Source organism: Phytohabitans houttuyneae (assembly GCF_011764425.1).
Classification (GTDB): Bacteria; Actinomycetota; Actinomycetes; order Mycobacteriales; family Micromonosporaceae; genus Phytohabitans; species Phytohabitans houttuyneae.
This window is the reverse complement of the sequence record NZ_BLPF01000001.1, coordinates 4,490,183-4,514,206: the sequence shown is the minus strand read 5'-3', so window position 1 is coordinate 4,514,206 and position 24,024 is coordinate 4,490,183. Positions and strand designations below refer to the sequence as shown.

Below are 24,024 nucleotides of genomic sequence, written 5' to 3'. Positions count from 1 at the left end.
CAGCGATCGTACGACCCGGGAGTGACAGAGCGGGCTTTCACTCAGGTAGCACTCAGCCTCGGACGCTTACACCTGTGCCGGTACTAAACCGCCGGGGGTGGTGCTCAGGCGACCTCGACGATGACCTCGACCTCGACCGGCGCGCCCAGCGGGAGCTCGGCAACGCCGACCGCACTGCGGGCGTGCTGCCCGGCCTCGCCGAAGACGGCGCCGAAGAGCTCCGAGGCGCCGTTGATCACGCCCGGCTGGCCGGTGAAGCCCTCGGCCGAGGCGACGAAGCCCGTCACCTTGACGACCTTCACCACGTTTTCCAGCCCCACGAGCGAGTCGATCGCCGCTATCGCGTTCAGCGCGCACCGCTCGGCCAGGTCCTTGGCCTGCTCCGGCGACACGCCATCGCCCACCTTGCCGGTGGCGAGCAACTTGCCGTCGGCGATCGGCACCTGTCCCGAGACGTACACGTGCTTGCCCGACTGGACGGCCGGCACGTAGGCGGCCACCGGCGGCACGACCTCCGGCAACGTGAGGCCCAGCTCGGCCAGCTTCGCGTACGGGTCGTTCACCTCAGGCCACCTTCGGACGCTTGAGGTACGCCACCAACTGCTCAGGGTTGGGCCCCGGAACGACGGCGACCAGCTCCCAGCCGTCCTCTCCCCAGTTGTCGAGGATCTGCTTGGTGGCGTGGACCAGCAGCGGCACGGTGGCGTACTCCCACTTCTGCATGCCGGCACCCTAACCGGCGGGCCGGCGGCGTCCGCCGTTGGGCGGGTGCGCGGCCAGCGGGTCTTCGGCAGTTCGCCACCGGGCGCTACCCTGACGGGCACACTGCGACCGTGGGCCTGGGGGATACCAATGACGCAACCGCCGAACGGTGGCGCCGGCGAGCAGCAGGAAGGTTCGGCGCCCGGCTATCCGGCACCGGTCGACCCGTTCGCCGCACCCGCCGATCAGCAGACGCCTGAGCAGCCGGCCGTGCCACCACCGCCGCCGCACCCGATCGTGCCGCCACCACCGGGACAGCCCGTGGTGCCACCGCAGCAGCCGGGCTACCCGCCTCCGTCGTACACGACGCCCGGCGCCGCACCTGGATACCCGCCGGCACCCGGCTACCAGCCGCCGGCCCAGCCTGGCTACCCGGCACCCCAGCCCGGCTATCCGGCACAGCAGTTCGGCGCACCGGCTCCGCAGCCCGGATACCCGCCGCCCGCCCAGCCGGTTTCGGGCCAGCCGGTCTCGGGTCATCCCGGTTACCCCCCGGCCGGCCAGCCCGGCTATCCCGCGCCCGGCCAGCCGGCGTACGCGCCGCCGCCCGAGTCCGCATACCCGCCGGGTCAGCCGGCGTACGCGCCGCCCCCGGAGTCCGGCTACCCGCCGCCCGGTCAGCCGGCCTACGCACCGCCGGCGCCGGACCAGCACGGCTACCCGCCGCAGATCCCCGGCCAGCCGTACCCGGCGCCGGTCTCCGGTGGCCCGGCCGCGCCGCCGACCTCGGGTCAGCCCTACCCCGGCCAGCCCACGTCCGGCCAGCCGGCGTTCGCGCCGACCAGCGGGTACCCGCAGGCGGCTCCGGGCTACCCGGCGACCGACCCGGCCTACGCGCAGCCCGGCTACCCGGGATACCCCGGCGCCCCGGCGCCGCCGCGGAAGAAGTCCCGCACTCCCATGATCATCGCGTTCGTCGCGGTGGCCGTCGTGCTCCTCTGCGGCGGCGGTGTGACGGCCGGGCTGCTGCTGCTGCGCAACCAGGAGCCCAACGACGGCGCCGCCGAGCCGGTCGCCGCCGTACAGGACTTCCTCAAGGCCGTCTACACCGACCAGGACGCGACCAAGGCCAACGAGCTGGTCTGTGCCGAGGCCCGCGACGAGAAGTCGATGACCGAGAAGGTCGACGAGGTCAAGGCCAACTCCACCAAGTACAAGAACCCGCGGTACAAGTGGGACGAGCCCAAGGTCGACAGCCAGGACCCGGAGTCAGCGAGCGTCTCGGTCAAGGTCACCATGACCACGAGCGACGAAAAGGTCGCCGAGCAGCAGCTCAAGTTCACCGTCGTGCAGAAGACGGGCTGGTTCGTCTGCGAGATCGGCGGCTGATCACCCGTTCGAGATCCGGACTACGCTCGAAACGTGCGGGCGAGCGAGCAGGGATACGGCCAGGTCAATCCGGCCTGGCCGGCGCGTCTTCATGTGGTGACGGGCAAGGGCGGCACCGGTAAGACGACGGTCGCCGCCGCCCTGGCCCTGGGACTGGCCGCCGGCGGGCACCGCACGCTGCTGGTCGAGGTCGAGGGGCGGCAGGGCATCGCCGAGCTGTTCGGGCTCGGCCCCCTGCCCTACGAGGAGCGCCGGGTGGCCGGCACCGCGGACGGCGGTGAGGTGCGGGCGCTCGCCGTCGACCCCGAGCTGGCCCTGCTCGAATACCTGGACATGTTCTACAAGCTCGGCGCGGCCGGTCGGGCGCTGCGCAAGCTCGGCGCGATCGACTTCGCCACGACGATCGCGCCCGGCCTGCGGGACGTGCTGCTCACCGGCAAGGTCAAGGAGGCCACGACCCGCACGGCGGACCGCCGCCGGGTGTACCACGCGGTCGTGCTCGACGCACCGCCCACCGGGCGGATCGGGCGCTTCCTCAACGTGACCGCCGAGACGGCCCGCCTCGCCAAGGTCGGCCCGATCAAGACGCAGAGCGAAAACGTGGCCGCCCTCCTGCGCTCCCCGATGACGTCGGTGCACGTGGTGACGCTGTTGGAGGAGATGCCGGTACAGGAGACGGTCGACGCGATTGGCGAGCTCAACAGCCTCGGCATCCCCACTGGCAAGATCATCATGAACGCCACCCGCCCGCCCCTGCTCAGCGGTACCAAGGTCAACCAGGCCGAGCTGCGCCGAGGGCTGGCGGCGGCAGGGCTGCCCACCGACCGGGCCACGGTCTCCGGCCTGTACGCCGAGGCGAAGGCGCACCTGACCCGCCGTGAGCTGGAAGAGTCGCTCCGCGTGGAGCTGGCCGAGATGGGTCAGCCGATCGTGGAGCTGCCGCTCCTGCCCGGAGGTGTAGACCGCGCCGCGCTGGACAGCCTGGCGGCCGAGTTGATGGCCACGCGTTGAGCCAGCCCGGATACGCTCGGGCGGTGTCTTCCGATCACGCGGGCCGGCGGCTGGACGTGGACCGCATCCTGGCCGACCCCGGCGTGCGGATCGTCGTCTGCTGCGGTTCGGGCGGCGTCGGCAAGACCACCACTGCGGCCGCGCTCGCGCTGCGCGCTGCCGAGCGCCACGGGCGGCGCACGGTCGTGCTCACGATCGACCCGGCCCGCCGCCTCGCCCAGTCGCTGGGGCTGACCGAGCTGGACAACACGCCGCGGCAGGTCAAGGGCATCGAAGCGGACGAGAGCGGCGGCGAGCTGCACGCGATGATGCTCGACATGAAGCGGACCTTCGACGAGGTCGTGCTCGCGCACACCGACCCGGCCCGCGCCACGGAGATCTTCGCCAACCCCTTCTACCAGGCCATGAGCTCGACGTTCTCCGGCACGCAGGAGTACATGGCGATGGAAAAGCTGGGCCAGCTGCACGCGCGCGGCGAGTGGGACCTGATCGTGGTCGACACTCCGCCGTCCCGCTCCGCGCTGGACTTTCTCGACGCGCCCGCGCGCCTGTCCCGCTTTCTCGACGGCCGCATGCTGCGGCTGCTGCTGGCGCCCGCGCGAGCTGGGGGCCGGAGCATGTTCAGCCTGGTCACGGCGTCGTTCGGGATGTTCTCCCGGGTGGTGCAGAAGGTGCTCGGCGCGCAGCTTCTGACTGATTTGTCCGGCTTCGTCGCCGCGCTCGACTCCATGTTCGGCGGCTTCCGCCAGCGCGCCGAGCAGACGTACCGCATCCTCCAGGCCCGCGAGACGGCGTTCCTGCTGGTCGCGGCGCCGGAGCCGGACGCGGTCCGGGAGGCCGCCTACTTCGCCGGCCGGCTCGGCGAGGAGCGCATGCCGCTGGCCGGCCTGGTGCTCAACCGGGTGCACCGCACGACTGTCGACGGGCTGACCGCGGAGCGCAGCCGGACCGCGGCGGACGAGTTGGAGCGGGCCGGCGGCAACGAGGCCACCACTGACGCGCTGCGGGTCCACGCCGCGCTGGCCGAGCTGGCGGCCCGGGAGCAGCGTGTGGCCGCCGTCTTCACCGACGCCTACCCCGCCGTGCCGACGGTGGAGGTTGCGGCGCAGCCCGCCGACGTCCATGACGTCGACGGGCTGCGTACGGTTGGTAATGCGCTCAGCCGGCCGTGACCAGCACCTTTTCCTTGTCCCGCAGGGCGGCCTCGAACATCTTCCGCCAGCTGTCCACCTGAGGGTGGCGGCGCAGCAGCGCCCGCCGCTCGCGCTCGGTCATGCCACCCCACACACCGAACTCGATACGGTTGTCGAGCGCATCGGCGAGGCACTCGTAACGCACCGGGCAGCTCCGGCAGATCCTCTTGGCTACGTTTTGCTCTGCGCCCTGTACGAAGAGTGCGTCAGGGTCGCCGCTTTGGCACGCAGCCATACTCGGCCAGTCTGTGATCATCCCCATCTGTCCACGTCCCCCCTTGCAGTCCGCTTCCCCGACCCGTGCCCGGCCGGATTCCCCCGGCCACTCGCTAAGGCACTCCCCCGAGTCCCAGCGAGTGACGTGCAGTACTCGCGGGACCATCATGCTCTGTAGTCATCCGATTACGCAACGTTGTCTGGCAAATCCGATCAAAACAAAGACGTCCCGCCTGTTTCCGGGCGAACCGGACCAGGCTTACCCGGCGGCGATCTGCGGAAACGCGAGCCAAGTGTCCCGCACGTGGGTCAGACTCAACATCGGCAGAACGCATCCGCACGCAGGGGGTCATGCGTCTAGCACAACGAGGCCACTGCCCGCAGGACATGCCCGAAAGTCCGACTAGTTTCAGCTGACCGCGGGCGGCGCCACACGGGGAAAGCCGATGGTTGCCAGGTCCCGTACCCTGTCGGGGTGACCTGGATGCGGAAGCGTGATCACAACATTTTTGCGAACGCCGCATCGCTGCTGATCTGCGGGCTCCTGGCGGGCGTGGTTGTGGCCGCCGCAGCCTTCCCCGCGGTTGCGATGTCGGGCCTGGCGGCCAAGGCTGGGGCGGAGACCTTCGACCGGCTGCCCAGCGAGCTGACCGTGAAGCGGTCGCCGCAGATGACCTACGTCTACGCCTCCGACGGCAAGACGACGCTCGCCACGTTGTATGACGAAAACCGGCGGGATGTCCCGCTCAAGGACGTCTCGCCGATCATGCAGCAAGCGATCATCGCGGCCGAGGACCACACGTTCCGTACGCACAACGGCGTCGACGCCAAGGGCATCGCCCGCGCCTTCGTCGCCAACAACTCGGCAGGCAGCACCACACAGGGCGCGTCCACGCTGACCATGCAGCTCGTCCGCATGCTGATCGCGTACTCGGCGACCCACCCGCAGGACGTCGTCGCCGCCACCGAAGACACAAACGCGCGCAAGCTGCGCGAGATGAAGTACGCGCTCCAGCTCGACAAGGAGATGACCAAGGACGAGATCCTGGAGCGCTACCTCAACATCGCCCCCTTCGGCCGCGGGGCGTACGGGGTGTTCGCCGCCAGCCAGGTCTACTTCGGCAAGCACCCGCGCGACCTCAAGGTCGAAGAGGCCGCGCTCCTCGCCGGCATGGTGAAGGCCCCTTCGGCCTTCGACCCCACCACCCGGCCGGCAAGCCGCAGGCGCTCGACCGCCGCAACTACGTCATCGACAACATGGTCGAGACGAAGGCGATCACGCCCGAGCAGGCCGCCGCCGCGAAGGCTGTCCCGCTCAAGGTCAAGGACAAGCGCACGCCCAACGGCTGCGTCGCCACCAGCAAAAACCACTGGGGCTTCTTCTGCGACTTCTTCTACCGCTGGTGGCTTGAGCAGGAGACGTTCGGCGCGACCACCTACGACCGGGAGCGGCGGCTCAAGAGTGGCGGCTACCGCATCGTAACGACGCTGGACGTGCGGACCCAGCAGGTGGCCAAGGCCAACATCGACCGCCACCTCAAGGCGACGAACAAAAACGCGCTGATGCTCGCGGCCGTCGAGCCGGGCAGCGGCCGCGTGCGGGCGCTCGCGGTAAACCGGGTCTACAAGCTCGACGACCCCGCCAAGCCGCAAAACCGGATCTCGTCCAACCCGGCAAAGGCCAAGAAAAAGATCCGGGGCACCTACCCCAACACCACAAACCCGCTGCTCACCGGCGGTGGCGACATCAACGGCTACCAGTTCGGGTCGACGTTCAAGATGTTCACGATGGTGGCGGCGCTCGAGCGGGGCTACCCGCTGGAGACCACGATCAACACGGTCTCGCCATACCCGTCGAAGTACATCGTCGAGTCGGGCTCGCCCGCCGCCTGTCCGGGGACGAACAAGTACTGCCCGGAAAACGCCGGCCGCAAGGGCTACGGCCCGATGAACATGTGGGCCGCCTTCGGCCAGTCCATCAACACGTACTTCGTGCCGCTGCAGGAGCGTGCCGGCGGGGCCAACGTGGTTGACGCGGCGAGGAAGCTCGGCATCCAGTTCCGCGCCAGCAACGACGCCAAGTTCGCCAACGACCGCGGCTCCGCCGACCAGTGGGGCGCCTTCACGCTGGGTGTCTCCTCGGCCACGCCGCTGGAGATGGCCAACGCGTACGCGACGCTGGCGGCCGACGGCAAGTACTGCGAGCCGATCCCGGTCCAGGAGATCGTCGACCAGGACAACAACAAGCTCGACATCGCCAACCCGCGCTGCGAGCAGCGGATCAAGACCGAGGCTGCACGCGCCGCCGTCGACGCGGCCCGGTGCCCGGTCGGCGACCGGTCGTCGACGTCAAAGTGCAAGGGCGCCACCGCCGGGCGGGCCCGCGACATCGTCGGCAAGCCGATCATGGGTAAGAGCGGCACCACCGACAGCGCCAAGACCGCTTCGCTGATCGTCGGTACCAAGCAGCTCATGGTCGCCGGCATCATCGCCGACCCGGACTGGGCACAGACCTCGACCCACTTCACGCACGACGAGGTCAACGACGCTGTCTGGACCACCGTGCGGGACGCGATGAAGGGCAAGCCGTCACAGCAGTTCACGCCACCCACGGGCAAGATCGTGGAGGGCGATCAACGCAGGATCCCGGACGTCAAGTGCAAGTCGGTCGACGACGCCCGCTCGACGCTCCGGAATGCCGGCTTCGAGGTCTTCGTCGACCCCGTACCGGTCAACTCGACCTGCCCGGCCGGCACCGCCGCCGGTACCAGCCCTGACGGTCGCACCATCAAGGGCGGCATCGTGAGCATCCAGGTCAGCAACGGCAAGGGCGCTCAGCAGCCCGGCGGACCAAGCAACCCGGGCCGAGGTCCAGGCGGTGGCCGCCCGACCGTGCCACCACCACGGGACTAGCCAGCTCGTGGAGCGGGCGCCGTAGGGCTCAGGCCTCGCGGCGCCCGTTCACTTTTCAGAGCCTCAGCCGGCGAGCTGGCGGCGTACCTCCGCTGCCACCCGACCGCCCTCTGCCCGGCCCGCCACCGCGGCCTGTGCCGCCTTCATGGCTGGGCCCATCTGCCCCATCCCGCTGAACCCGCCCGCGGACAGCGCCCCGGCTACCAGCTCGGCCAGGTCCTCCTCGCTGAGCTGCTTCGGCAGGTATCGCGCCAGCACGTCACCCTCGGCCGCCTCCTTCGCGGCCTGCTCGGCCCGCCCCGCGTCGGCGAAGGCTGTGGCGGCCTCGCGGCGCTTCTTCGCCTCCTTGGCGAGCACCGCGAGCACCTCCTCGTCGGACAGCTCGCGCTTGGTGTCGCCGGCGACCTCGGCGTTGCCCACCGCGGCAAGCGCCATCCGCAGGGTGGATGTGGTGACCTCGTCACGCGCCTTCAGCGCGGTGCGCATGTCAGCCGTAAGGGTGTCCTTGAGCGTGCCCATGGTGGGTCAAACTACCCTGGGCGGCATGCGGAAGCGCACATTGTTCGGACTCGCCGCGGGCACGGCCGCCGCCGGCGCCGCCACGCTGGCCTATGCCTCGCTCATCGAGCGCAACATGTTCACCCTCCGGCGGTACGACGTGCCGGTGCTCGCGCTCGACGCCGAGCCGCTGCGCGTCCTGCACCTGTCGGACCTGCACATGATGCCCGAGCAGCGGCGCAAGCAGGAGTGGGTGGCCGCGCTCGCCGGCACCGACCCCGACCTGGTCGTGGTCACTGGCGACAACATGGCTCACCCCGATGCGGTATCGGGCGTGCACCGCGCGCTCCAGCCACTGCTCGACTACCCGGGCGCCTTCGTGTTCGGCTCGAACGACTACACCGGCCCGGTGCTGAAAAACCCGTTCGGCTACTTCAACAAGCACGAGCGCACGAACGACCGCCGCCACGGCGCCGAGCTCCCCGCCGAAGACCTGCGCGAGCTGCTTGTCGGCCACGGGTGGGCCGACCTCAACAACGCGCGTACCACCCTCAAGGCCGGCGGCCGCCTGATCGAGTTCGTGGGCGTGGACGACCCGCACATCGAGCGCGACGACTACGCCTCGGTCGCCGGCGGCGCGTCGGCCGACGTGGACGTGCGGCTGGGCCTGACCCACTCGCCCGAGCCGCACATCCTGGATGCCATGGCCGCCGACGGCTTCGACCTCCTGCTGGCCGGCCACACCCACGGCGGCCAGGTGCGCGTCCCGTTCGTGGGCGCTCTGGTCACCAACTGCGACCTGCCCCGCTCGATGGCGCGCGGCCTCTTCCGGTGGCCGGGCTCCGACGCCTGGCTCCACGTCTCCGCAGGCCTGGGCACCCACCCGACCGCCCCGATCCGCTTCGCCTGCCCGCCGGAGGCGTCGCTGCTGACGCTGATCCCGCGCTGACCCGATACCGAGTTTGTCCGGCTGTGGCCGTGGGCTACTATTACGCGGGCACTGCCTCGGGGTGTGGCGCAGCTTGGTAGCGCGCTTCGTTCGGGACGAAGAGGTCGTCGGTTCAAATCCGGCCACCCCGACCAGGTCAGCGGCCATGTCGCATCGATGGGCATGGCCGCTTCTGCGTCTGTACAGCCGCTGAGTACAGCAGCGGTCGTCGCTGGCTTTTCCGCGTTCGTCCGGGCGCATCACGGTCGCTTCGACGGCCTCGGCGGAGCGATCTCTGTACGCGGCACAAGCTGCCCTGTCAGCAGCTTGCGTCACGCCCCCGCCGCCACGCGGCCCGGCGGCACCCCGCACCGGCTTCCCGCCGGCGTGGTGCCGTTCCATGCATCCCCACCGAACGGCTACCAGTTGCGGAGCGCTTTCACGGATGGCGGCTTAGCCTCGGCTGGAGGCACCAGTTCGTAGCCCAACTCCTCCAACACCCGCGCTGCTTCATCCGGAACGTCACGTACGACTGACGCCAACTGTCGTCGCCGCCAACGTTCGCGGCCGGCTTCCACGACCTCGCGCCAGCCGTCGCGGGAGTCGAATCTGCACTCTTGGATGAGGAACTGGACGAAGTCTTCTAAACACGGCCGAAATCGGGCACCGCCAACCGGCACGTGTAGGGCCGCCATATCGTGAGGCGTCGGGTGACCGGCCTGCGAAAGTAGGTGTGACAAGGCGCCGCGATGTGCATGGACCTGGATATGAGCGCTGGGCGCGCTGTGCATGTCGCGGAGGTAGTCGAATCGGATGACCGGCGTTCTGTCGATGTTCGCCAGCAGGACGAAGGTGGAATGTTCGATGGCGAGGTACCGGTCGACTGAGTCCAGCCGGCATCGCATGCTCACCTTCAGTGTGGCGACTTCTGTGCCCGCCACGAAGAGAGGCAGACCCCTGCCGTCTGGGCCAACGTGCAACACATACCGCAACTCGCGTGCCAACACGTCAAGGACTGTCGCCGGCAAGTTGGGCAAGGTAGCAGAGAGGAGTTCGGCCACCTCCCGGCCGAACTCCTCTACCTGGCTCTTGAGATCACCCAGTGGCTTCGTCATCACCGAGGAGGAACTCGATCTCACGAAGCTCATCCCAGGCAGACCACTCATCTCCAACGAGCGACCGGCCCTCGGCTCTGGCCTTCAGATCCTCGTATGAGGTCCCAACACGCTCAAGGATGGCCTGCCGCCTTGCCTGCAGATCCTCCCGAGAGACTTCAGTTAGTCGAGTCACGGCTACCCTCCGTCTTTACCGGTCTCTCAACAGTAAGGCACATGGGTCTGACATGTTAGGCACGGATGAGCCGACGCAGGTCAGTCAGGAAGTACGGCGGCCGCCCCTCGTAACCCTGATCGCCTCATCGCAGGCTTTCACCCAGCCTTTTGAGCGCGTCGCGGGTGGCTTTGGACGATGCTTGCGAATAGATCTCCATGGTCACAGAGACCTCCGCCTGCCCCAGAATCTGCATGATCACCCGAGGGTGTACCTCCAGGTCGACCAGGAGGGTGGCGCAGGTCCGACGAGCGTCGTGCACCGCCGTGACCGACAACTCCGGCGTCGAGTACCAGGTCCCGATCATCTGCGACGGCGTCCTCCCCTCCGCCCCGGGGTTTAGTGGCGCTCGATCATCCGCATCTGCTCCTCGGTGTGGTGACCGCCCTCCGCCACGGGCAGCGCGGTGAGGGTGGCGACCTGCTCGGGTGTGAGCGTGACCGCGTCCGCGGCGCTGTTTTCCTCCACGCGGCTCACGCGCTTGGTGCCGGGGATGGGCACGATGTCGCCGCCCTGGGCCAGCAGCCACGCCAGCGCGACCTGGGCCGACGTGGCCCCGACCTCGTCGGCGACGGCTTGCACGTGGCTGGCGATGGCCAGGTTGCGCTGGAAGTTCTCGCCCGTGAAGCGCGGGTGGTTCTTGCGGAAGTCGCTGTCGTCGAGGCGCTCGACGTCGGCGGCGGTGCGCAGGCTGCCGGTGAGGAAGCCGCGGCCGAGCGGGGAGTACGCGACCAGGCCGATGCCCAACTCGCGCAGCACGGGAAGGATCTGCTCCTGGTCACGGGTCCACAGCGAGTACTCCGACTGCAGCGCGGTCACGGGATGCACGGCGTGGGCGCGCCGGATGGTGTCGGTCCAGGCCTCGGACAGGCCGATGTACCGGATCTTGCCTTCCCGCACGAGCTGGGCGAGGGCGCCCATGGTGTCCTCGATCGGGGTGTTCGGGTCGACGCGGTGCTGGTAGTACAGGTCGATGCGATCGGTGCCGAGGCGCTTGAGCGAGCCTTCGACCGCGGTGCGGATGCTGTCGGGGCTGCTGTCGGGCTTTCCCGCGCCCCGTCCCGTGTGCGAGATCAGGCCGAACTTGGTCGCCAGCACGACCTGATCGCGGCGGCCCCTGAGCGCCTTTCCGACCAGCTCCTCGTTGACGTACGGGCCGTAGACCTCCGCGGTGTCGATCAGCGTGACACCCAGCTCGAGCGCTCGGTGGATGGTGCGGATCGACTCCGCGTCGTCGCTGCCGGCGCCGCTGTAACCGTGCGACATCCCCATCGCGCCCAGGCCGATGCGGGCAACCTCCAGTTCGCCCAGCGTGGCGGTACGCATGCTTGTCCTCCCTGCCGTTTGTCGAAAGTGGACGCCCGCTGACCGCGGGGTCGCGGGGAATCAGGCCTCGGGGATCGCCATGCCGCTCTCACTTGATGGATCGCCTAGGGCGTGCGGCCGTCGAGGGCGGCGTCCAGGCGGGACGTGAAGTCGTCGGGGAGCTCGCCGTCGTTGCTCAACGCCTGGTTTACGCCCTCCCGGAAGGTCTTCGTAAACTGCGCGTAGTGCGGCGTCACCGGCCGCGGACGCGCGATCCTCAGCGCGGACAGCAGCGTCTGCGCGTACGGGTACCGCTCCTTGACGCTGCCGTCGTGGTAGACGAGCTCGCGGGTCGCGGCGAAGCCGCCGCGTTCGAAGAGGATCTGCTGACTGCGCGGGCTGGTCAGAAACTGGATCAGTGCCTTGGCGGCCGCCGGCTGGTCGGTGCTGCTGGCAATGGCGAGGTTTTGCCCGCCAAGAACGCTGGGGCCGGGCAGCGGCACCACGTTGTACGAGATGGTCTTGGTCTCGGTGGAGGTGTCCAGGTCGCGGAGGGCGAGCGGCCAGTTCCGCATGAAGAGCAGGCGGCCCTCGCGGAAGGTCTGTGTCGTCTCGGTCTCGTGGTACGTCCGCGCGTCACGGTCGATGACCTGCGGGTTTGTGTGCGCGAGGCCGACGGCGAGGCGGCGCAGGCCCTCGCGGGCCTCGGGTGAGTCGACGACCACGTTTCCCTCGCGGTCAACGACGTCGCCGCCGGCCGCCCAGATGGCTTCGAGCGCGTTGACGGTGAGGCCCTCGTAGTCGGCGAACTGGCCCGCGTACCCGGCGGCCGGCCGCTTGCCTTCCGGAATGCTGTTGAACGCCTCGGTGATGTCGTTCGTGAGCTGCTGCCAACCCGTGGGCGGTTGGAGATCCGTGATGAGGTCGGAGCGGTAGTAGAGCAGGCCGGCATTCGTGTAGAAGGGCAGCGCCCACAGTTTTCCGCCCCAGCGACACGTTTCCAGTGGCTGGGCGAGAAAGCCGTCGAGATCCTCATCCGTTACCGGCATCTCGCGCAGGAATCCGCGATCGGCGAATTCGGCCACCCATGGAACGTCGAGGCTGAATATGTCCACGTCACTCTTGCTGGCCTCGGCCTGGCCGACCATCTCGCTGTAATGGTCGTCGGCGACTCCCCGCAGTGCGCGAAACTCCGCCTTGTGCTCGGGGTTTATCGCGTTCCACTGCTCCACCAGTGCCAGCTGCTGCTCACCGATGCTCTCGTCAAAGCTGCTGAGGATGACGATCGTGCCATCCTCGAGCGCGTCACGGCCCGGACGGTCGAGCAGGTAGTTGGCACCGACCAGCGCGAGGACAGCCCCGCCGGCCAGCCCCGCGGCAAAGCCCGACCAGCCCCAGGCGTCCTTTATCCGCCCCAACACCTGCCGGATGCGCGACATCTCAGGGCCCTCCCCACAGCGATCTGAAGAGGTCTTCCAGCACCGTGTCCGTCCCCTTTGGCTCGGCGTCGAAGCAGGCCCCGCCCGTGCCGTCGGCGAGGTCGGCCAGCCCCTGGCGGGAGCAGCTCGCAGCGCCGACCGCGACGACGAAGACACGTACCCGCCGATCGCGTGCCTCATCCCGCAGCGCGCCCTCGGTGAGGGATGGATCCTGGTCCTGGCCGTCGGTGAGGATCACCACCGCGGCGCCGCGGGTGTCGTCGCTCGTGCCGACCGCCCGCACGGCCTGCTTGACCGCCTGGTCGAGCGGCGTGGGGCCGGCAGGGCGTACGGTGCCGAGCGCTCGGGCGGCGGCGCGGCGGGCGGCTGGGCCGGCCGGGCCGATCGGCACGAGGGGACGCACAGCACCCGGCGAGCCGGGGTAGACCCAGAGGCCGAACTCGTCACGTTCCCCCAAATAGGACAGTGCGGTCTGCGCGCCCGCGGCCGCCACGGCGAAGCGGGTCGCGCCCGCGCCGGGCACCGCGAGTCCCATCGAACCGGAGGCGTCGAGCACCAGCAAGACGCGGCTGTGGCGGGCCGCCTGGCGCTGGGCCGCCAGCACGGCTTCGACGGTCTGCCGGGCCGGCAGGGCGCGCGCCTTGAGGGTCGAGCCAAGACCGGATACCGCGCCGAAGCGTGTGCTCACCGGATCGCTGATCGTCGTCCGCTGTGGACGGAGACCGGCGGTCAGGAGCACCGCGCGTCCCTGGGGCGACCGCAGCCAGGCCGTGAACGCGTCCGTCGCCTCCCGCTGCGCGGTCGACGTGTCTGCCCACCGGATCGCCACCACCGGATGGTCCAGCGTGAACGTGTCGGCCGGGTAGAACGCGGTCAGGATCTGCTCCTCGGGCAGAGCGCCGCCGGCGGAGGTGCACCGCCCGCCGAGCGCGGCGCCCTGGTTGAACCGCACCATCGCCTGCTCGGCGACGATCACCGCGGTCGGTGACGCGCCCTCCCGGCGGTGCTGGCACAGCAGGCTCGACTCGGTGCCGAGCGTGTAGTGACCTTCGTCGAGCCCTCGGGTGAGCTGCTGCTCGACGGCCCGCGCGCGGGAGAGTGGCGCGAGCTTGTCGGGGCGGCTCTCGCCGGTGAAGAGGGCGACGGTGGCGAGCCGGCCCACGGTCGAGGCGACCGGGTCGGGGCGGGCGATGCCCCACCCGTGCTCGCCCGCCATCGCGAGCAGCTCAGACCAGGTCCGGCCGTGGCGCGCGCCGTCGACCTCGCGCGCCGCCTCGCCGGCGGGCACGGCAAGGACGATCGGGGAGGAGGCCACCACCGTCGTGGTCACCCCGACGAGGCTGTCGGTGGAACCGGCGAGAGCCTCGCTCACGTGCAGGGTGGAGTCCGGCAGCCACAGGTCGGGACGCGGGTACGCCCCACCGTCCACATTGGGCCAGCCGCTGAGGAGCCGCTCGCGCGCCTCGTCGGGCGGCTCGGAGTAGACGTACATCCGCGCGGTCGGGCAGCCGTGGTGATCGCCGGCCGTGTGCCGCTGGTACTCCTCCACGAGGTAGCGGGTCGACTCCACACCTTCCGGCGTCGCGAGCACGCGCACCATCGTGGGGTGGTCGCAGCCGGACCACCAGACGCCGGCCGCCTCGGCCCAGCCGGCCGCGCGTGGGCCTACCGCCCACACGAGCGTCCCGGTGATCAGCACGGCGAGCCCGGCCAGCACGACCGTCCGCCGGATCCGCAGGCGGGGCCGCTGCCGGTCTTTGGAACGCGGCTTACCGGCACTGACAAAGCCGGTCGTGGAAAGGACCAGAATCAGCGCGCCGATGATCAGGGCAACCCATCGGAACGGGTTGGACGGCGTTCCCGTGGAAATCGTGACCGCGACGGTCGCCAGGACCCCGGCGAGCAAATAGAGGGCTCGCTTCAGCGGAGGCGGCGGGTCGGAAGGCACCCACTGCTCCTCTCCACTGGGCCGCGATCATGATCGACCGATGTCACCACCCGGCAACAGCGGAAACATCGCCGCAAACGATAGCCCAATATCGCAACCGGCCGCGGCGCGGCGAATACCGCTATTGACGCTGATCAAGTCCAAATATTGGGTGAAATCTCGACGAATGGCCCGCCACGCGGGGCGCCCTCCGACGCCGACGCGGGAAAGGCCCTAGGGTCGTGGTATGGCAGGGCAGGACTGGGTCCAGTGGCATGAGGCGTACGAGGACCCGGCGTCCTCGCTGTCCCGGCGGCTCGCGATGGTCCGGCAGCAGATCGCGACCGTCCTCGACGCCCGCCCGCCGGGCCCGATCCGCGTCGTGAGCCTCTGCGCCGGCCAGGGTCGTGACCTGCTCGGCGCGCTCGTCGACCACCCGCGCCGCCATGATGTCGTCGGCCGCCTCGTCGAGCTCGACCCGCACAACGCGGAGGTGGCCCGCACGTCCGCCCAGCAAGGTGGGCTTGCCGGCATCGAGGTCGTCACCGGCGACGCCGCGGACACCGGCAACTACGCGGGGGTCGTCCCGGCCGATCTGGTACTGGCGTGCGGCATCTTCGGAAACGTCAGCGACGACGACATCCGCCGCACGATCGCGATGCTGCCCGGCTTCTGCGTAACCGGCGGTACCGTCATCTGGACCCGGCACCGCGAAGAGCCCGACCTCGTCCCGGCGATCTGCGAGTGGTTCGAGGCCGCCGGATTCAAGCCGGCCTGGGTCGCGGACGGCAGCGCCGGATACGGCGCGGGCGTGCACGTCTACAGCGGGCCCACCACGGAGCTGCCCCTGGGCAAACGGATGTTCACGTTTCAGGCGTGAGCGTCCGGCGTGCCCGCCGGGCGAGCTGATCAGCGACCGGCCAGCTCGGCGGCGAGCAGCTCAGCGATCTGTGCGGTGTTGAGCGCGGCGCCCTTGCGCAGGTTGTCGCCGGTGACGAAGAGGTCGAGCGCGCGCGGGTCGTCCATCGAGCGGCGCAGCCGCCCCACCCACGAAGGGTCGGTGCCCACCGCGTCGATCGGCATCGGAAACTCGCCCGCCGCCGGGTCGTCGACCAGGATCACGCCGGGCGCGTTGCGCAGTGCCTCGCGGGCGCTTTCGGCGTCGACCTCGGTGCCGAAGACCGCGTGCACCGCCACCGAGTGCCCGGTCACCACCGGCACGCGGACGCAGGTGGCGGAGACCTTGAGGTCGGGCAGGCCGAGGATCTTGCGGGACTCGTTGCGGATCTTCAGCTCCTCGGAGGACCAGCCGGCCTCCTTGAGCGAGCCGGCCCACGGCACGACGTTCAACGCGAGGGGGGCGGGAAACGGGCCGAGGTCGTCGCCGACGGCCTGCCGCACGTTGCCGGGGCGGGAGCCGAGCACCCGGTCGCCGGCGATCTTCGTGAGCTGGTCGTGCAGCGTGTCCACGCCGACCTGGCCGGCTCCGGAAACCGCCTGGTACGAGGCGAGGACGAGCTCGCGCAGCCCGTACTCACGGTGGAGGGGCGCGACGGCCACGATCATCGCGAGCGTGGTGCAGTTGGCGTTGGCGATGATGCCCTTCGGCCTGTTGCGCAGCTGCTCCGGGTTGATCTCGGGGACGACCAGCGGCACGTCCCTGTCCATCCGGAAGGCGCCGGAGTTGTCCACCGCGACAGCGCCCCGCGACACCGCGATAGGCGCCCACTCCGCGGAGATCTCGTCGGGCACGTCGAACATCGCCACGTCGACACCGTCGAACACCTCGGGCGCGAGGGCCTGGACGGTCAGCTCCTCGCCGCGGCACTGCACCTTGCGGCCGGCCGAACGGGCCGAGGCGACGACGCGGATCTCGCCCCACACGTTGCGGCGGGAGGAGAGCAGATCACACATGACGGTACCGACAGCACCGGTGGCGCCGACGACGGCGAGCGTGGGCATCGGCATGCCTACCTCCCCGTCCCCGCGTACACGACCGCTTCCTCCGCACCACCCAGGTCGAACGCGGCGTGCACAGCGCGCACGGCGGCGTCCAGGTCGGTGTCGCGGCAGACGACGGAAACCCGGATCTCCGATGTGGAGATCATTTCGATGTTGACGCCCGCCTCGCCGAGCGACGCGAAGAACTTGGCGGCCACACCAGGATGCGAGCGCATACCGGCGCCGACCAGCGAGACCTTGCCGACGTGGTCGTCGTACAGCAGACCCTTGAACTTGACCTTTTCCTGCACCTTGCTGAGCGCGGCCATCGCGGTCGGCCCGTCCGCCTTCGGCAGGGTGAAGGAGATGTCCGTGCGGCCGGTGCCCTCGGTGGAGACGTTCTGCACGATCATGTCGATATTGGTCTCGGCGTCGGCGACCGTCTCGAAGATGTGGGCCGCCGCGCCCGGCTCGTCCGGAACGGCGACGATAGTGATCTTCGCCTCGCTGCGGTCGTGAGCGACCCCGGTGATCAGTGCTTGCTCCACGGGAAGGTCCTCCATCGATCCGGTGACCATGGTGCCGGTGTTCTGCGAATACGAGGAGCGCACGTGGATCGGCAGTCCCGCCCGACGCGCGTACTCCACGCTGCGCAAGTGCAACACCTTCGCACCGCACGCGGCCAGTTCCAGCATCTCTTCGTACGTGATCTGCTTGATGTGACGAGCGTTGGCAACTATTCGGGGGTCTGCCGTGAACACGCCGTCGACGTCTGTGTAGATCTCGCAGACGTCCGCCCGCAGGGCCGCGGCCAGCGCCACCGCGGTGGTGTCGGAGCCGCCGCGCCCGAGCGTGGTGATGTCCTTGGTGTCCTGCGAGACGCCCTGGAACCCGGCCACGATGGCGATCGCGCCCTCGTCGAGCGCACCGCGCAGCCGGCCCGGCGTCACGTCGATGATCCGCGCCTTGCCGTGCACCGAGGTGGTGATCACGCCAGCCTGCGAGCCCGTGTAGGACCGGGCCTCGAAGCCGAGGTTGTGGATCGCCATGGCGAGCAGCGCCATGGAGATGCGCTCGCCGGAGGTCAACAGCATGTCGAGCTCGCGACCGGCCGGGACGGGACTCACCTGATGGGCGAGGTCGAGCAGCTCGTCGGTCGTGTCACCCATCGCCGAGACGACCACGACGACATCGTCACCCGCCTTGCGGCTGGCCACGATCCGCTCCGCGACTCGCTTGATCCGCTCCGCGTCCGAGACCGACGAACCGCCGTACTTCTGCACGACGAGTGCCACGGCAGTCTCGCTCCTTTCCACATCGCCAGCTCAACGTGCCAACGCCGCCGGTCCGAGGCCGGCGGCGCCACGTAAGACGACACCAGGTTACCGGCGCCCTGTGACGACCCGAACACGCGATCCCAGCATCCGGCCGAGCACAGGCGTGGGAGGGCGCGCCGGCGCCCGGCGTGTCATCCGCTTCACCCGGTCCAGGACAAGAGAATGTGAATGTGTATACGCGCGGAATCGCCGGTCTCGCGGCGCTCCTCGGGCTCGTCGCCCTGACCGCGTGCGGCTCGGACGAGCCGGCGCCAGAGGCGGAGACGCCGACCAGCGCCGCGCCCACCGGTGCGCCGGACGCTCGCGTGCAGCTGGCCGGTCTCGCGGCGGCCGCGCAGGACCGCAAGGTCACCGCGCTCTACACCTGGTCCGCGCCGGGTCGCACCGACCGCACGGTGGTGCTGACCACGGCGACCGACGGCAGCTGGCGGGTCGACGTGCCGCTCGGCGCGCTCGGCGGTACCGCCGACGTCTCGATGGCGCAGAACGCCGACGGCCTGTTCCAATGCGCCCTCCCCTCGGCCGAGCGGCCGGTACAGCCGGCCTGCGTCCGGGTGGCCGACCCGGACGGCGCGCTCGACCGGGGCATCGACCCGCGGGTGCAGCACCCGTTCACCGACTGGCGGGAGGTCCTCACGGACCGCACCGCGCCGCTGTCCGTCTCGACCGCCCAGCCACTGCCCGGCGCGAGCGGCGCGTGCTTCTCCGTCGACACCACCACCGCATCGGTCGATGCCCCACTGGATGCCGGTATCTACTGCTATGCGCCGGATGGCACGCTCACCGGCGCGACGGTGAGCTTCGGCACGCTCCTGCTCGCCGGCGCACCTTCCGGCGCTCCGCCCGCTATCACGCTGCCCGGCCCGGTGGTGGCCCAGGAACCGCTGGGTATGGCCGCCCCGCCGACGCCCACTGCGACCCCCTCGGCGACCCCGTCCGCGTGAACTCTGAGTGGATCACCGGACACGCCGGGTGACCCCCGAGTGGTGACGGACCGTCCGATACGGCACACTCGGCGCCATGTCCGAGCTACACCCCTTGCTCGCGACCCGGTGGAGCCCGCTTGCCTTCGACCCGGTCGCCGTGCTGTCCGACGACGATGTCAGCTCGCTGATTGAGGCCGCCCGGTGGGCGCCATCCTTCGCGAACAGCCAGCCGTGGCGGTTCGCCGTCGGCCGGCGTGACGAAGAGATCTACAAGCGGATCTTGGAAAACCTCGCGGCCGGCCGCCAGCACTGGGCGGGCAACGCTTCGGCGCTGTTCGTCGCCGCTCACCTGGATCAGGCGACGCTGCCCTACGCGGCGTACGACCTGGGTCAGGCCGTGGCGCATCTCACGGTCCAGGCGACAGCGCTCCGGCTGCACGTCCACCAGATCGCGGACTTCGATGTCGACGGCCTCCGCTCCGACCTCGAAATGCCCGACGACCTGCGCCCATCGGTCGTGATCGCGGTCGGCCGGCTGGGCGACCCGGCCATGCTCCCGCCGGACCTGCGGGTCTGGGAGACGGCGCTGCGTACGCGCCTCCCGGTGGCCGAGCTGTTGGTAAACCAGGCGCCGATCACCTAGAGTGTCGTTTGTCATGTGGCAGGCGCTCCTTCTTCGCCGCCGCGACGAGGCCCTCTAGGCCGGCACCTCGTCGCGGAGTTTGGCGTGTGCGCCGGCTTGTTGCCCGGACCCATCCGCCCATGACTCCCACAGGAGCGCATTTCCATGACTGCCGGCATTCAAGACCAGGACCCGATCGCGCGGCAGCGGCCCAGCCGCATGCCCTACCAGCGATACCAGCCGTATCACCAGCAGTTCGCCATCGAGCTGCCGGACCGCCAGTGGCCCACCCGCCGCGTCGAGGTATCGCCCCGCTGGTGTGCTGTCGACCTCCGCGACGGCAACCAGGCCCTGATCGACCCGATGTCCCCTGAGCGCAAGCGGCGGATGTTCCAGCTGCTGGTGCAGATGGGGTACAAGGAGATCGAAGTCGGGTTCCCCTCGGCGAGCCAGACGGACTTCGAGTTCGTGCGGCAGCTGATCGAGCAGGACCTGATCCCCGAAGACGTGACGATCCAGGTGCTGACCCAGTGCCGCGAGCACCTGATCGACCGCACGTTCGAGTCGCTGCGCGGCGCCAAGCGCGCCATCGTGCACTTCTACAACTCGACCTCCACGCTCCAGCGCCGTGTCGTCTTCGGCCTGGACCGCGCGGGCATCACCGCGATCGCGGTAGACGGCGCGCGGATGTGCCAGAAGTACGCGGAGATCCACACCCCGGACACCGAGATCTTCTACGAGTACTCGCCGGAGTCGTACACCGGCACCGAGCTGGACTACGCGCTGGAGATCTGCAGCGCGGTGATCGACGCCGTCGACCCGACGCCGGACCGCCCGCTGATCATCAACCTGCCGGCCACCGTCGAGATGGCCACGCCGAACGTGTACGCCGACTCGATCGAGTGGATGCACCGCAACCTGCCCCGGCGCAACAGCGTGGTGCTGAGCCTGCACCCGCACAACGACCGGGGCACCGGTGTGGCCGCCGCCGAGCTGGGCCTGCTGGCCGGCGCCGACCGCATCGAGGGATGCCTGTTCGGCAACGGCGAGCGCACCGGCAACGTCGACCTGGTGACGCTGGGCCTCAACCTGTTTTCGCAGGGCATCGACCCGCAGATCGACTTCAGCGAGATCGACGAGATCAAGCGGACCGTCGAGTACTGCAACCAGCTGCCCGTCCACGAGCGCCACCCGTACGCCGGCGACCTGGTCTACACCGCTTTCTCCGGCTCGCACCAGGACGCGATCAAGAAGGGCTTCGACGCGCTGGCCGTCGACGCCGCGGCCGCGGGCGTCACGATCGACAAGCACGAGTGGGCGGTGCCCTACCTGCCGATCGACCCCAAGGACCTGGGCCGCAGCTACGAGGCGGTCATCCGGGTCAACTCGCAGTCCGGCAAGGGCGGCGTGGCGTACATCATGAAGGAGGAGCACCACCTCGACCTGCCGCGGCGTCTGCAGATCGAGTTCTCCGGTGTGGTGCAGCAGTTCACCGACGCCGAGGGCGGCGAGGTCGAGCCCGGCCGCATGTGGGGCATCTTCGCGACGGAGTACCTGGTCGACCACCAGGAGCAGCCGGCGCTGGGCCTGCACACGTACGCGACGTCCACTGTGGAGGGCAAGGTCGAGATCGAGGCCGATGTCACCTTCCGCGACGAGCGGCGCTCGCTGGTCGCGATCGGCAACGGCCCGATCAACGCGTTCGTCAACGCACTGCAGACCGTCGACATCCAGGTACGGGTCCTTGACTACGCCGAGCACGCGATGTCCGCCGGCGGCGACGCGCAGGCCGCGGCGTACGTGGAGTGCGAAGTGGACGGTCGCACGGTTTGGGGCGTTGGCCTCGACGCCAACATCGTCACCGCCTCGATCAAGGCCGTGACCAGCGCGGTCAACCGCGCCCGCTGACCCTGACTACGACGGCTCGGGCTCCCGCGATCCGGGAGCCTGGGCCTGCGAAGGGCGGTGCACCAACACCAGGCCGAGCACCGCCCCGGCCGCCAGCAGCCCGGCGCACCACAACATTGCGCCCCGGAAGCCGGCGGTCAGTTCGTCGGGATTCTCGTACGCCGTGCCCGAAAGCCCCACGAGGAGCGGAAGGGCCGCGACGGCGAGCAACCCGCCCGCGCGAGCGGCGGCATTGTTGACCCCGCTCGCCACTCCGGCGTGCTCATCGTCGACAGCACCCAGTACCGCGGTGGTCAGCGGCGCGACAAGCAGCGTCAGCCCGACCCCGAAGACGACGGTGCCCGGCAGCACGTCGGTCCAGAAGTTGGCGTCCGGCCCGATCTGGCGCAGCAGCAGGAGTCCTGCCGCGGCGATCAGCGGGCCGGCCGTCAGCTGCGGGCGCGGGCCCAGCCGGGTCGCCAGCGCGCCCGACCACGACGATCCGGCGAGCATCAGCAGCGTGGCCGGCAGGATCGAGGCGCCCGCGCCGAGGGCCGAGAAGCCGGCGACGTTCTGCAGGTAGACGACGAGGAAGAACGACAGTCCGCTGAGCGCCGCGTAGACCGCCACGGTGTAGACGTTCAGCGCGCTGAACAGGCGCGACGCGAAGAGCGACGGCGGCAGCATGGCCGTCGCCCCGCGGTGCCGCTCCACAAGGACGAAGGCCAGCGTTGCCACGGCGCCGACCGCCACCGAGAGCAGCACCGACCAGGAGCTGAAGCCGCGCTCGGCACCCTCGATCAGGGCGTACGTGATCCCGGCCAGCCCTGCCGCCGCGAGCAGCGCGCCCGCCACGTCGAACCGCTCCGCGCGCGGGGCGCGGCTCTCCGGCACCCAGCGGACGGCGGCGAAGACCGCGACCAGCGCGAGCGGCACGTTGAGGAAGAAGATGGCGCGCCAGGAGAGCGCGTCGATGAGCCACCCGCCGACGAACGGGCCGGCCGCGGTGGCCACACCGGACAGGCCGGTCCACGCGCCGATGGCCTTGCCCCGCTCGTCCGGGTGGAAGCTGGCTTGGAGCAGCGCGAGCGAGCCGGGTACCAGCAGCGCCGCACCGAGACCCTGCAGGAGGCGAGCCGCCACCAGCCACTCGACGTTGGCGGCGAGGCCACACAGGACCGAGGCGGTGGTAAACCACAGCACGCCGATCGTGAAGACCCGCCGCCGGCCGTACCTGTCGCCGAGCGAGCCGCCGAGCAGAACGAACGCGGCGAGCGTGAGCATGTACCCGTTGACCGTCCACTGGAGACCGGCCAGCGAGGCGTCGAGCTCGGCACCGAGGTGCGGCAGCGCGACGTTGACGATCGTCCCGTCCAGGAACGCCATCCCGGAGGCCAGCGTGGCCGCCAGCAGCGCGCCACGTCCGGGACCGGTGCCGAGCCGGAGGGTTCCACTCACGATCTTTACCTTGCCCGGCGAGATACGGCCTTAGCCGCGAAACGCCGAAACCACCCCCGGTTGCCGTGCGGTGTTGCGCGGAACCCGCAAGCTAGAGAAGTGCGCCTGATCTCCGCTCTCTGCGCCGCCGCCCTTGTCCTCGCCGGCTGCGTGCCGGTCGAGGACGCCGCCAACCCCACCGGCACACCGCCCGACGCCGGCGACTCGGTCACCCAGCTCGGCCAGCTCACCGTCGCCAAGTCCGGGTCGATGCGCGGGTACAGCCGCGAGCGTTTCCCGCACTGGCGCGACACCGGCCGCAACTGCGACGTGCGCGACTCCGTGCTCAAGCGGGACGGCAAGAACATCAAGCTGAGCGGCTGCAACGTGGTCGCTGGGCGGTGGGTCAGCGCGTACGACGAGCGCACCTTCACCGAGCCGTCCGGTGTGGACATCGACCACATGGTGCCGCTGGCGAACGCGTGGCGGTCCGGCGCCGACAAGTGGAACGACGAGCGGCGCGGTGACTTCGCCAACGACCTCACCCGCCCACAGCTGCGCGCGGTGTCGGCCTCGTCCAACCGGGCCAAGGGCGACCAGGACCCGTCGCAGTGGAAGCCGGCCAACCGCGACTTCTGGTGCGAGTACGCGGTGGACTGGATCGCGGTCAAGCACTTCTGGCGGCTCCGGGTCACGACAGCGGAGAAAGCGGCGTTGTCGGACATGCTGGACACCTGCCCGGCCGTGCGCGAGTAACGTCCCTAAACTGCGGTGATGGCCGAGCAGACCACGGATATCACCGCAGGACCCGGCGGCGTCATGACCGACGAGGTCGGTGTGGTGACCGGCGACCTGACGCTGCGCAGCGAGCTCTCCGGTAGCGACGTCACCCTCCGCGTCCAGTACAAGGACGCCGACGAGTGGTACACGGTCACCGGCGGCCGGGCCACCCTGAAGGACCCGGCCGACGCGGCCGCCGTGCACGCGATCGCGGTCGCGCTCCTCAACCGCCCCGAGGGCTGAG

The 24,024-nt window shown here is 70.0% G+C and carries 20 protein-coding genes, 1 tRNA gene and 3 pseudogenes; 12 read left to right on the top strand and 12 right to left on the bottom strand.

Translation table 11 applies throughout. The features are described from left to right. Window positions 1-104: 104 nt before the first annotated feature. Window positions 105-563 carry a RidA family protein gene (locus Phou_RS20870; protein ID WP_173057550.1) on the bottom strand — a complete coding sequence of 153 codons (459 nt, stop codon included), beginning with the start codon at window positions 561-563 and terminating at the stop codon, window positions 105-107. A gap of 1 nt (window position 564) precedes the next feature. After that, on the bottom strand, window positions 565-723 hold the full coding sequence (gene sp36 / locus Phou_RS20865) for a Sp36 family protein (RefSeq protein WP_173057548.1): 159 nt from the start codon (window positions 721-723) through the stop codon (window positions 565-567). A 129-nt stretch (window positions 724-852) separates the two neighbouring features. Here sp36 and Phou_RS52815 point away from each other — a divergent pair, with 129 nt between their 5' ends. The 3 genes from Phou_RS52815 to bagB are packed head-to-tail and all read left to right on the top strand — an operon-like array spanning window position 853 to window position 4,274. Continuing rightward, on the top strand, window positions 853-2,091 hold the full coding sequence (locus Phou_RS52815; RefSeq protein WP_173052363.1) for an Rv0361 family membrane protein: 1,239 nt from the start codon (window positions 853-855) through the stop codon (window positions 2,089-2,091). 33 nt (window positions 2,092-2,124) lie between these two features. Continuing rightward, entirely contained in the window at window positions 2,125-3,102 is a 978-nt protein-coding gene (gene bagA, locus Phou_RS20855) for an ATPase BagA (RefSeq protein ID WP_173057546.1), read from the top strand. A gap of 23 nt (window positions 3,103-3,125) precedes the next feature. Beyond that, a complete protein-coding gene (gene bagB, locus Phou_RS20850; protein ID WP_246273642.1) occupies window positions 3,126-4,274 on the top strand; it encodes an ArsA family ATPase in 1,149 nt (382 codons plus the stop codon). Here the strand turns inward: bagB and Phou_RS20845 are convergent. Continuing rightward, complete coding sequence (locus tag Phou_RS20845) at window positions 4,261-4,557, bottom strand: WhiB family transcriptional regulator (protein WP_173040558.1); 297 nt, start codon at window positions 4,555-4,557, stop codon at window positions 4,261-4,263. The genes bagB and Phou_RS20845 overlap by 14 nt on opposite strands. Window positions 4,558-4,995: 438 nt before the next feature. Between Phou_RS20845 and Phou_RS20840 the strand changes: the two are divergent. Beyond that, window positions 4,996-7,424, top strand: a pseudogene (locus Phou_RS20840) (penicillin-binding protein). A gap of 63 nt (window positions 7,425-7,487) precedes the next feature. On the opposite strand, the gene Phou_RS20835 reads toward Phou_RS20840, so the two are convergent. Continuing rightward, a complete protein-coding gene (locus Phou_RS20835; RefSeq protein ID WP_173057544.1) occupies window positions 7,488-7,943 on the bottom strand; it encodes a GatB/YqeY domain-containing protein in 456 nt (151 codons plus the stop codon). Window positions 7,944-7,968: 25 nt separating this feature from the next. On the opposite strand from Phou_RS20835, the gene Phou_RS20830 reads away from it, so the two are divergent. Together Phou_RS20830 and Phou_RS20825 are read left to right on the top strand one after the other, a co-directional pair. Further along, complete coding sequence (locus Phou_RS20830) at window positions 7,969-8,871, top strand: metallophosphoesterase (protein WP_173057543.1); 903 nt, start codon at window positions 7,969-7,971, stop codon at window positions 8,869-8,871. Window positions 8,872-8,928: 57 nt separating this feature from the next. Beyond that, a tRNA-Pro gene (locus Phou_RS20825) sits at window positions 8,929-9,005 on the top strand. A 264-nt stretch (window positions 9,006-9,269) separates the two neighbouring features. On the opposite strand, the gene Phou_RS20820 is transcribed toward Phou_RS20825, so the two are convergent. The 5 genes and pseudogenes from Phou_RS20820 to Phou_RS20800 form a co-directional block, all read right to left on the bottom strand. After that, complete coding sequence (locus Phou_RS20820) at window positions 9,270-9,998, bottom strand: hypothetical protein (protein ID WP_173057542.1); 729 nt, start codon at window positions 9,996-9,998, stop codon at window positions 9,270-9,272. Between the two features lie 266 nt (window positions 9,999-10,264). After that, window positions 10,265-10,441 (bottom strand): annotated as a pseudogene (locus Phou_RS20815) (site-specific integrase); the annotation flags it as partial. A gap of 77 nt (window positions 10,442-10,518) precedes the next feature. Further along, window positions 10,519-11,505 carry an aldo/keto reductase gene (locus Phou_RS20810; RefSeq protein ID WP_173057541.1) on the bottom strand — a complete coding sequence of 329 codons (987 nt, stop codon included), beginning with the start codon at window positions 11,503-11,505 and terminating at the stop codon, window positions 10,519-10,521. Window positions 11,506-11,609: 104 nt separating this feature from the next. Beyond that, window positions 11,610-12,923: an extracellular solute-binding protein gene (locus Phou_RS20805; RefSeq protein WP_173057540.1), complete on the bottom strand. Its 1,314-nt coding sequence runs from the start codon at window positions 12,921-12,923 to the stop codon at window positions 11,610-11,612. Between the two features lies 1 nt (window position 12,924). Next, window positions 12,925-14,871, bottom strand: a complete 1,947-nt coding sequence (locus tag Phou_RS20800; RefSeq protein ID WP_173057539.1) for a vWA domain-containing protein — start codon at window positions 14,869-14,871, stop codon at window positions 12,925-12,927. A gap of 226 nt (window positions 14,872-15,097) precedes the next feature. Between Phou_RS20800 and Phou_RS20795 the strand changes: the two genes are divergently transcribed. Further along, window positions 15,098-15,730 (top strand): class I SAM-dependent methyltransferase family protein, encoded by a 633-nt coding sequence (locus Phou_RS20795; protein ID WP_173057538.1) that lies wholly within the window; start codon window positions 15,098-15,100, stop codon window positions 15,728-15,730. 29 nt (window positions 15,731-15,759) lie between these two features. Here the strand turns inward: Phou_RS20795 and Phou_RS20790 are convergent, their stop codons facing one another. Both Phou_RS20790 and Phou_RS20785 read right to left on the bottom strand, forming a co-directional pair. Then, window positions 15,760-16,818, bottom strand: a complete 1,059-nt coding sequence (locus Phou_RS20790) for an aspartate-semialdehyde dehydrogenase (protein ID WP_173057537.1) — start codon at window positions 16,816-16,818, stop codon at window positions 15,760-15,762. A gap of 2 nt (window positions 16,819-16,820) precedes the next feature. Continuing rightward, on the bottom strand, window positions 16,821-18,086 hold the full coding sequence (locus tag Phou_RS20785; RefSeq protein ID WP_173057536.1) for an aspartate kinase: 1,266 nt from the start codon (window positions 18,084-18,086) through the stop codon (window positions 16,821-16,823). A gap of 212 nt (window positions 18,087-18,298) precedes the next feature. Between Phou_RS20785 and Phou_RS20780 the strand changes: the two genes are divergently transcribed. The 3 genes from Phou_RS20780 (at window position 18,299) to leuA (ending at window position 21,584) form a co-directional block, all read left to right on the top strand. Beyond that, on the top strand, window positions 18,299-19,072 hold the full coding sequence (locus tag Phou_RS20780) for a hypothetical protein (protein ID WP_173057535.1): 774 nt from the start codon (window positions 18,299-18,301) through the stop codon (window positions 19,070-19,072). A gap of 76 nt (window positions 19,073-19,148) precedes the next feature. Then, on the top strand, window positions 19,149-19,697 hold the full coding sequence (locus tag Phou_RS20775) for a nitroreductase family protein (protein ID WP_173057534.1): 549 nt from the start codon (window positions 19,149-19,151) through the stop codon (window positions 19,695-19,697). 144 nt (window positions 19,698-19,841) lie between these two features. Beyond that, a complete protein-coding gene (leuA, locus tag Phou_RS20770; protein ID WP_173057533.1) occupies window positions 19,842-21,584 on the top strand; it encodes a 2-isopropylmalate synthase in 1,743 nt (580 codons plus the stop codon). Between the two features lie 6 nt (window positions 21,585-21,590). Here the strand turns inward: leuA and Phou_RS20765 are convergent, their stop codons facing one another. Beyond that, a complete protein-coding gene (locus tag Phou_RS20765) occupies window positions 21,591-23,024 on the bottom strand; it encodes a DHA2 family efflux MFS transporter permease subunit (protein ID WP_173058687.1) in 1,434 nt (477 codons plus the stop codon). A 96-nt stretch (window positions 23,025-23,120) separates the two neighbouring features. Between Phou_RS20765 and Phou_RS20760 the strand changes: the two genes are divergently transcribed. Together Phou_RS20760 and Phou_RS20755 are read left to right on the top strand one after the other, a co-directional pair. Next, window positions 23,121-23,756 (top strand): HNH endonuclease family protein, encoded by a 636-nt coding sequence (locus Phou_RS20760; RefSeq protein WP_173057532.1) that lies wholly within the window; start codon window positions 23,121-23,123, stop codon window positions 23,754-23,756. Window positions 23,757-23,786: 30 nt separating this feature from the next. Beyond that, window positions 23,787-24,023, top strand: a pseudogene (locus tag Phou_RS20755) (hypothetical protein); the annotation flags it as partial. Window position 24,024: the final 1 nt, after the last annotated feature.

Coding starts and splice junctions, on each gene's coding strand:
- sp36 (WP_173057548.1), bottom strand. CDS start 723: ATGCAGAAGTGGGAGTACGCCACCGTGCCGCTGCTGGTCCACGCCACC.
- Phou_RS52815 (WP_173052363.1), top strand. CDS start 853: ATGACGCAACCGCCGAACGGTGGCGCCGGCGAGCAGCAGGAAGGTTCG.
- Phou_RS20845 (WP_173040558.1), bottom strand. CDS start 4,557: ATGGGGATGATCACAGACTGGCCGAGTATGGCTGCGTGCCAAAGCGGC.
- Phou_RS20835 (WP_173057544.1), bottom strand. CDS start 7,943: ATGGGCACGCTCAAGGACACCCTTACGGCTGACATGCGCACCGCGCTG.
- Phou_RS20830 (WP_173057543.1), top strand. CDS start 7,969: ATGCGGAAGCGCACATTGTTCGGACTCGCCGCGGGCACGGCCGCCGCC.
- Phou_RS20820 (WP_173057542.1), bottom strand. CDS start 9,998: ATGAGCTTCGTGAGATCGAGTTCCTCCTCGGTGATGACGAAGCCACTG.
- Phou_RS20810 (WP_173057541.1), bottom strand. CDS start 11,505: ATGCGTACCGCCACGCTGGGCGAACTGGAGGTTGCCCGCATCGGCCTG.
- Phou_RS20805 (WP_173057540.1), bottom strand. CDS start 12,923: ATGTCGCGCATCCGGCAGGTGTTGGGGCGGATAAAGGACGCCTGGGGC.
- Phou_RS20795 (WP_173057538.1), top strand. CDS start 15,098: ATGGCAGGGCAGGACTGGGTCCAGTGGCATGAGGCGTACGAGGACCCG.
- Phou_RS20790 (WP_173057537.1), bottom strand. CDS start 16,818: ATGCCGATGCCCACGCTCGCCGTCGTCGGCGCCACCGGTGCTGTCGGT.
- Phou_RS20775 (WP_173057534.1), top strand. CDS start 19,149: ATGTCCGAGCTACACCCCTTGCTCGCGACCCGGTGGAGCCCGCTTGCC.
- leuA (WP_173057533.1), top strand. CDS start 19,842: ATGACTGCCGGCATTCAAGACCAGGACCCGATCGCGCGGCAGCGGCCC.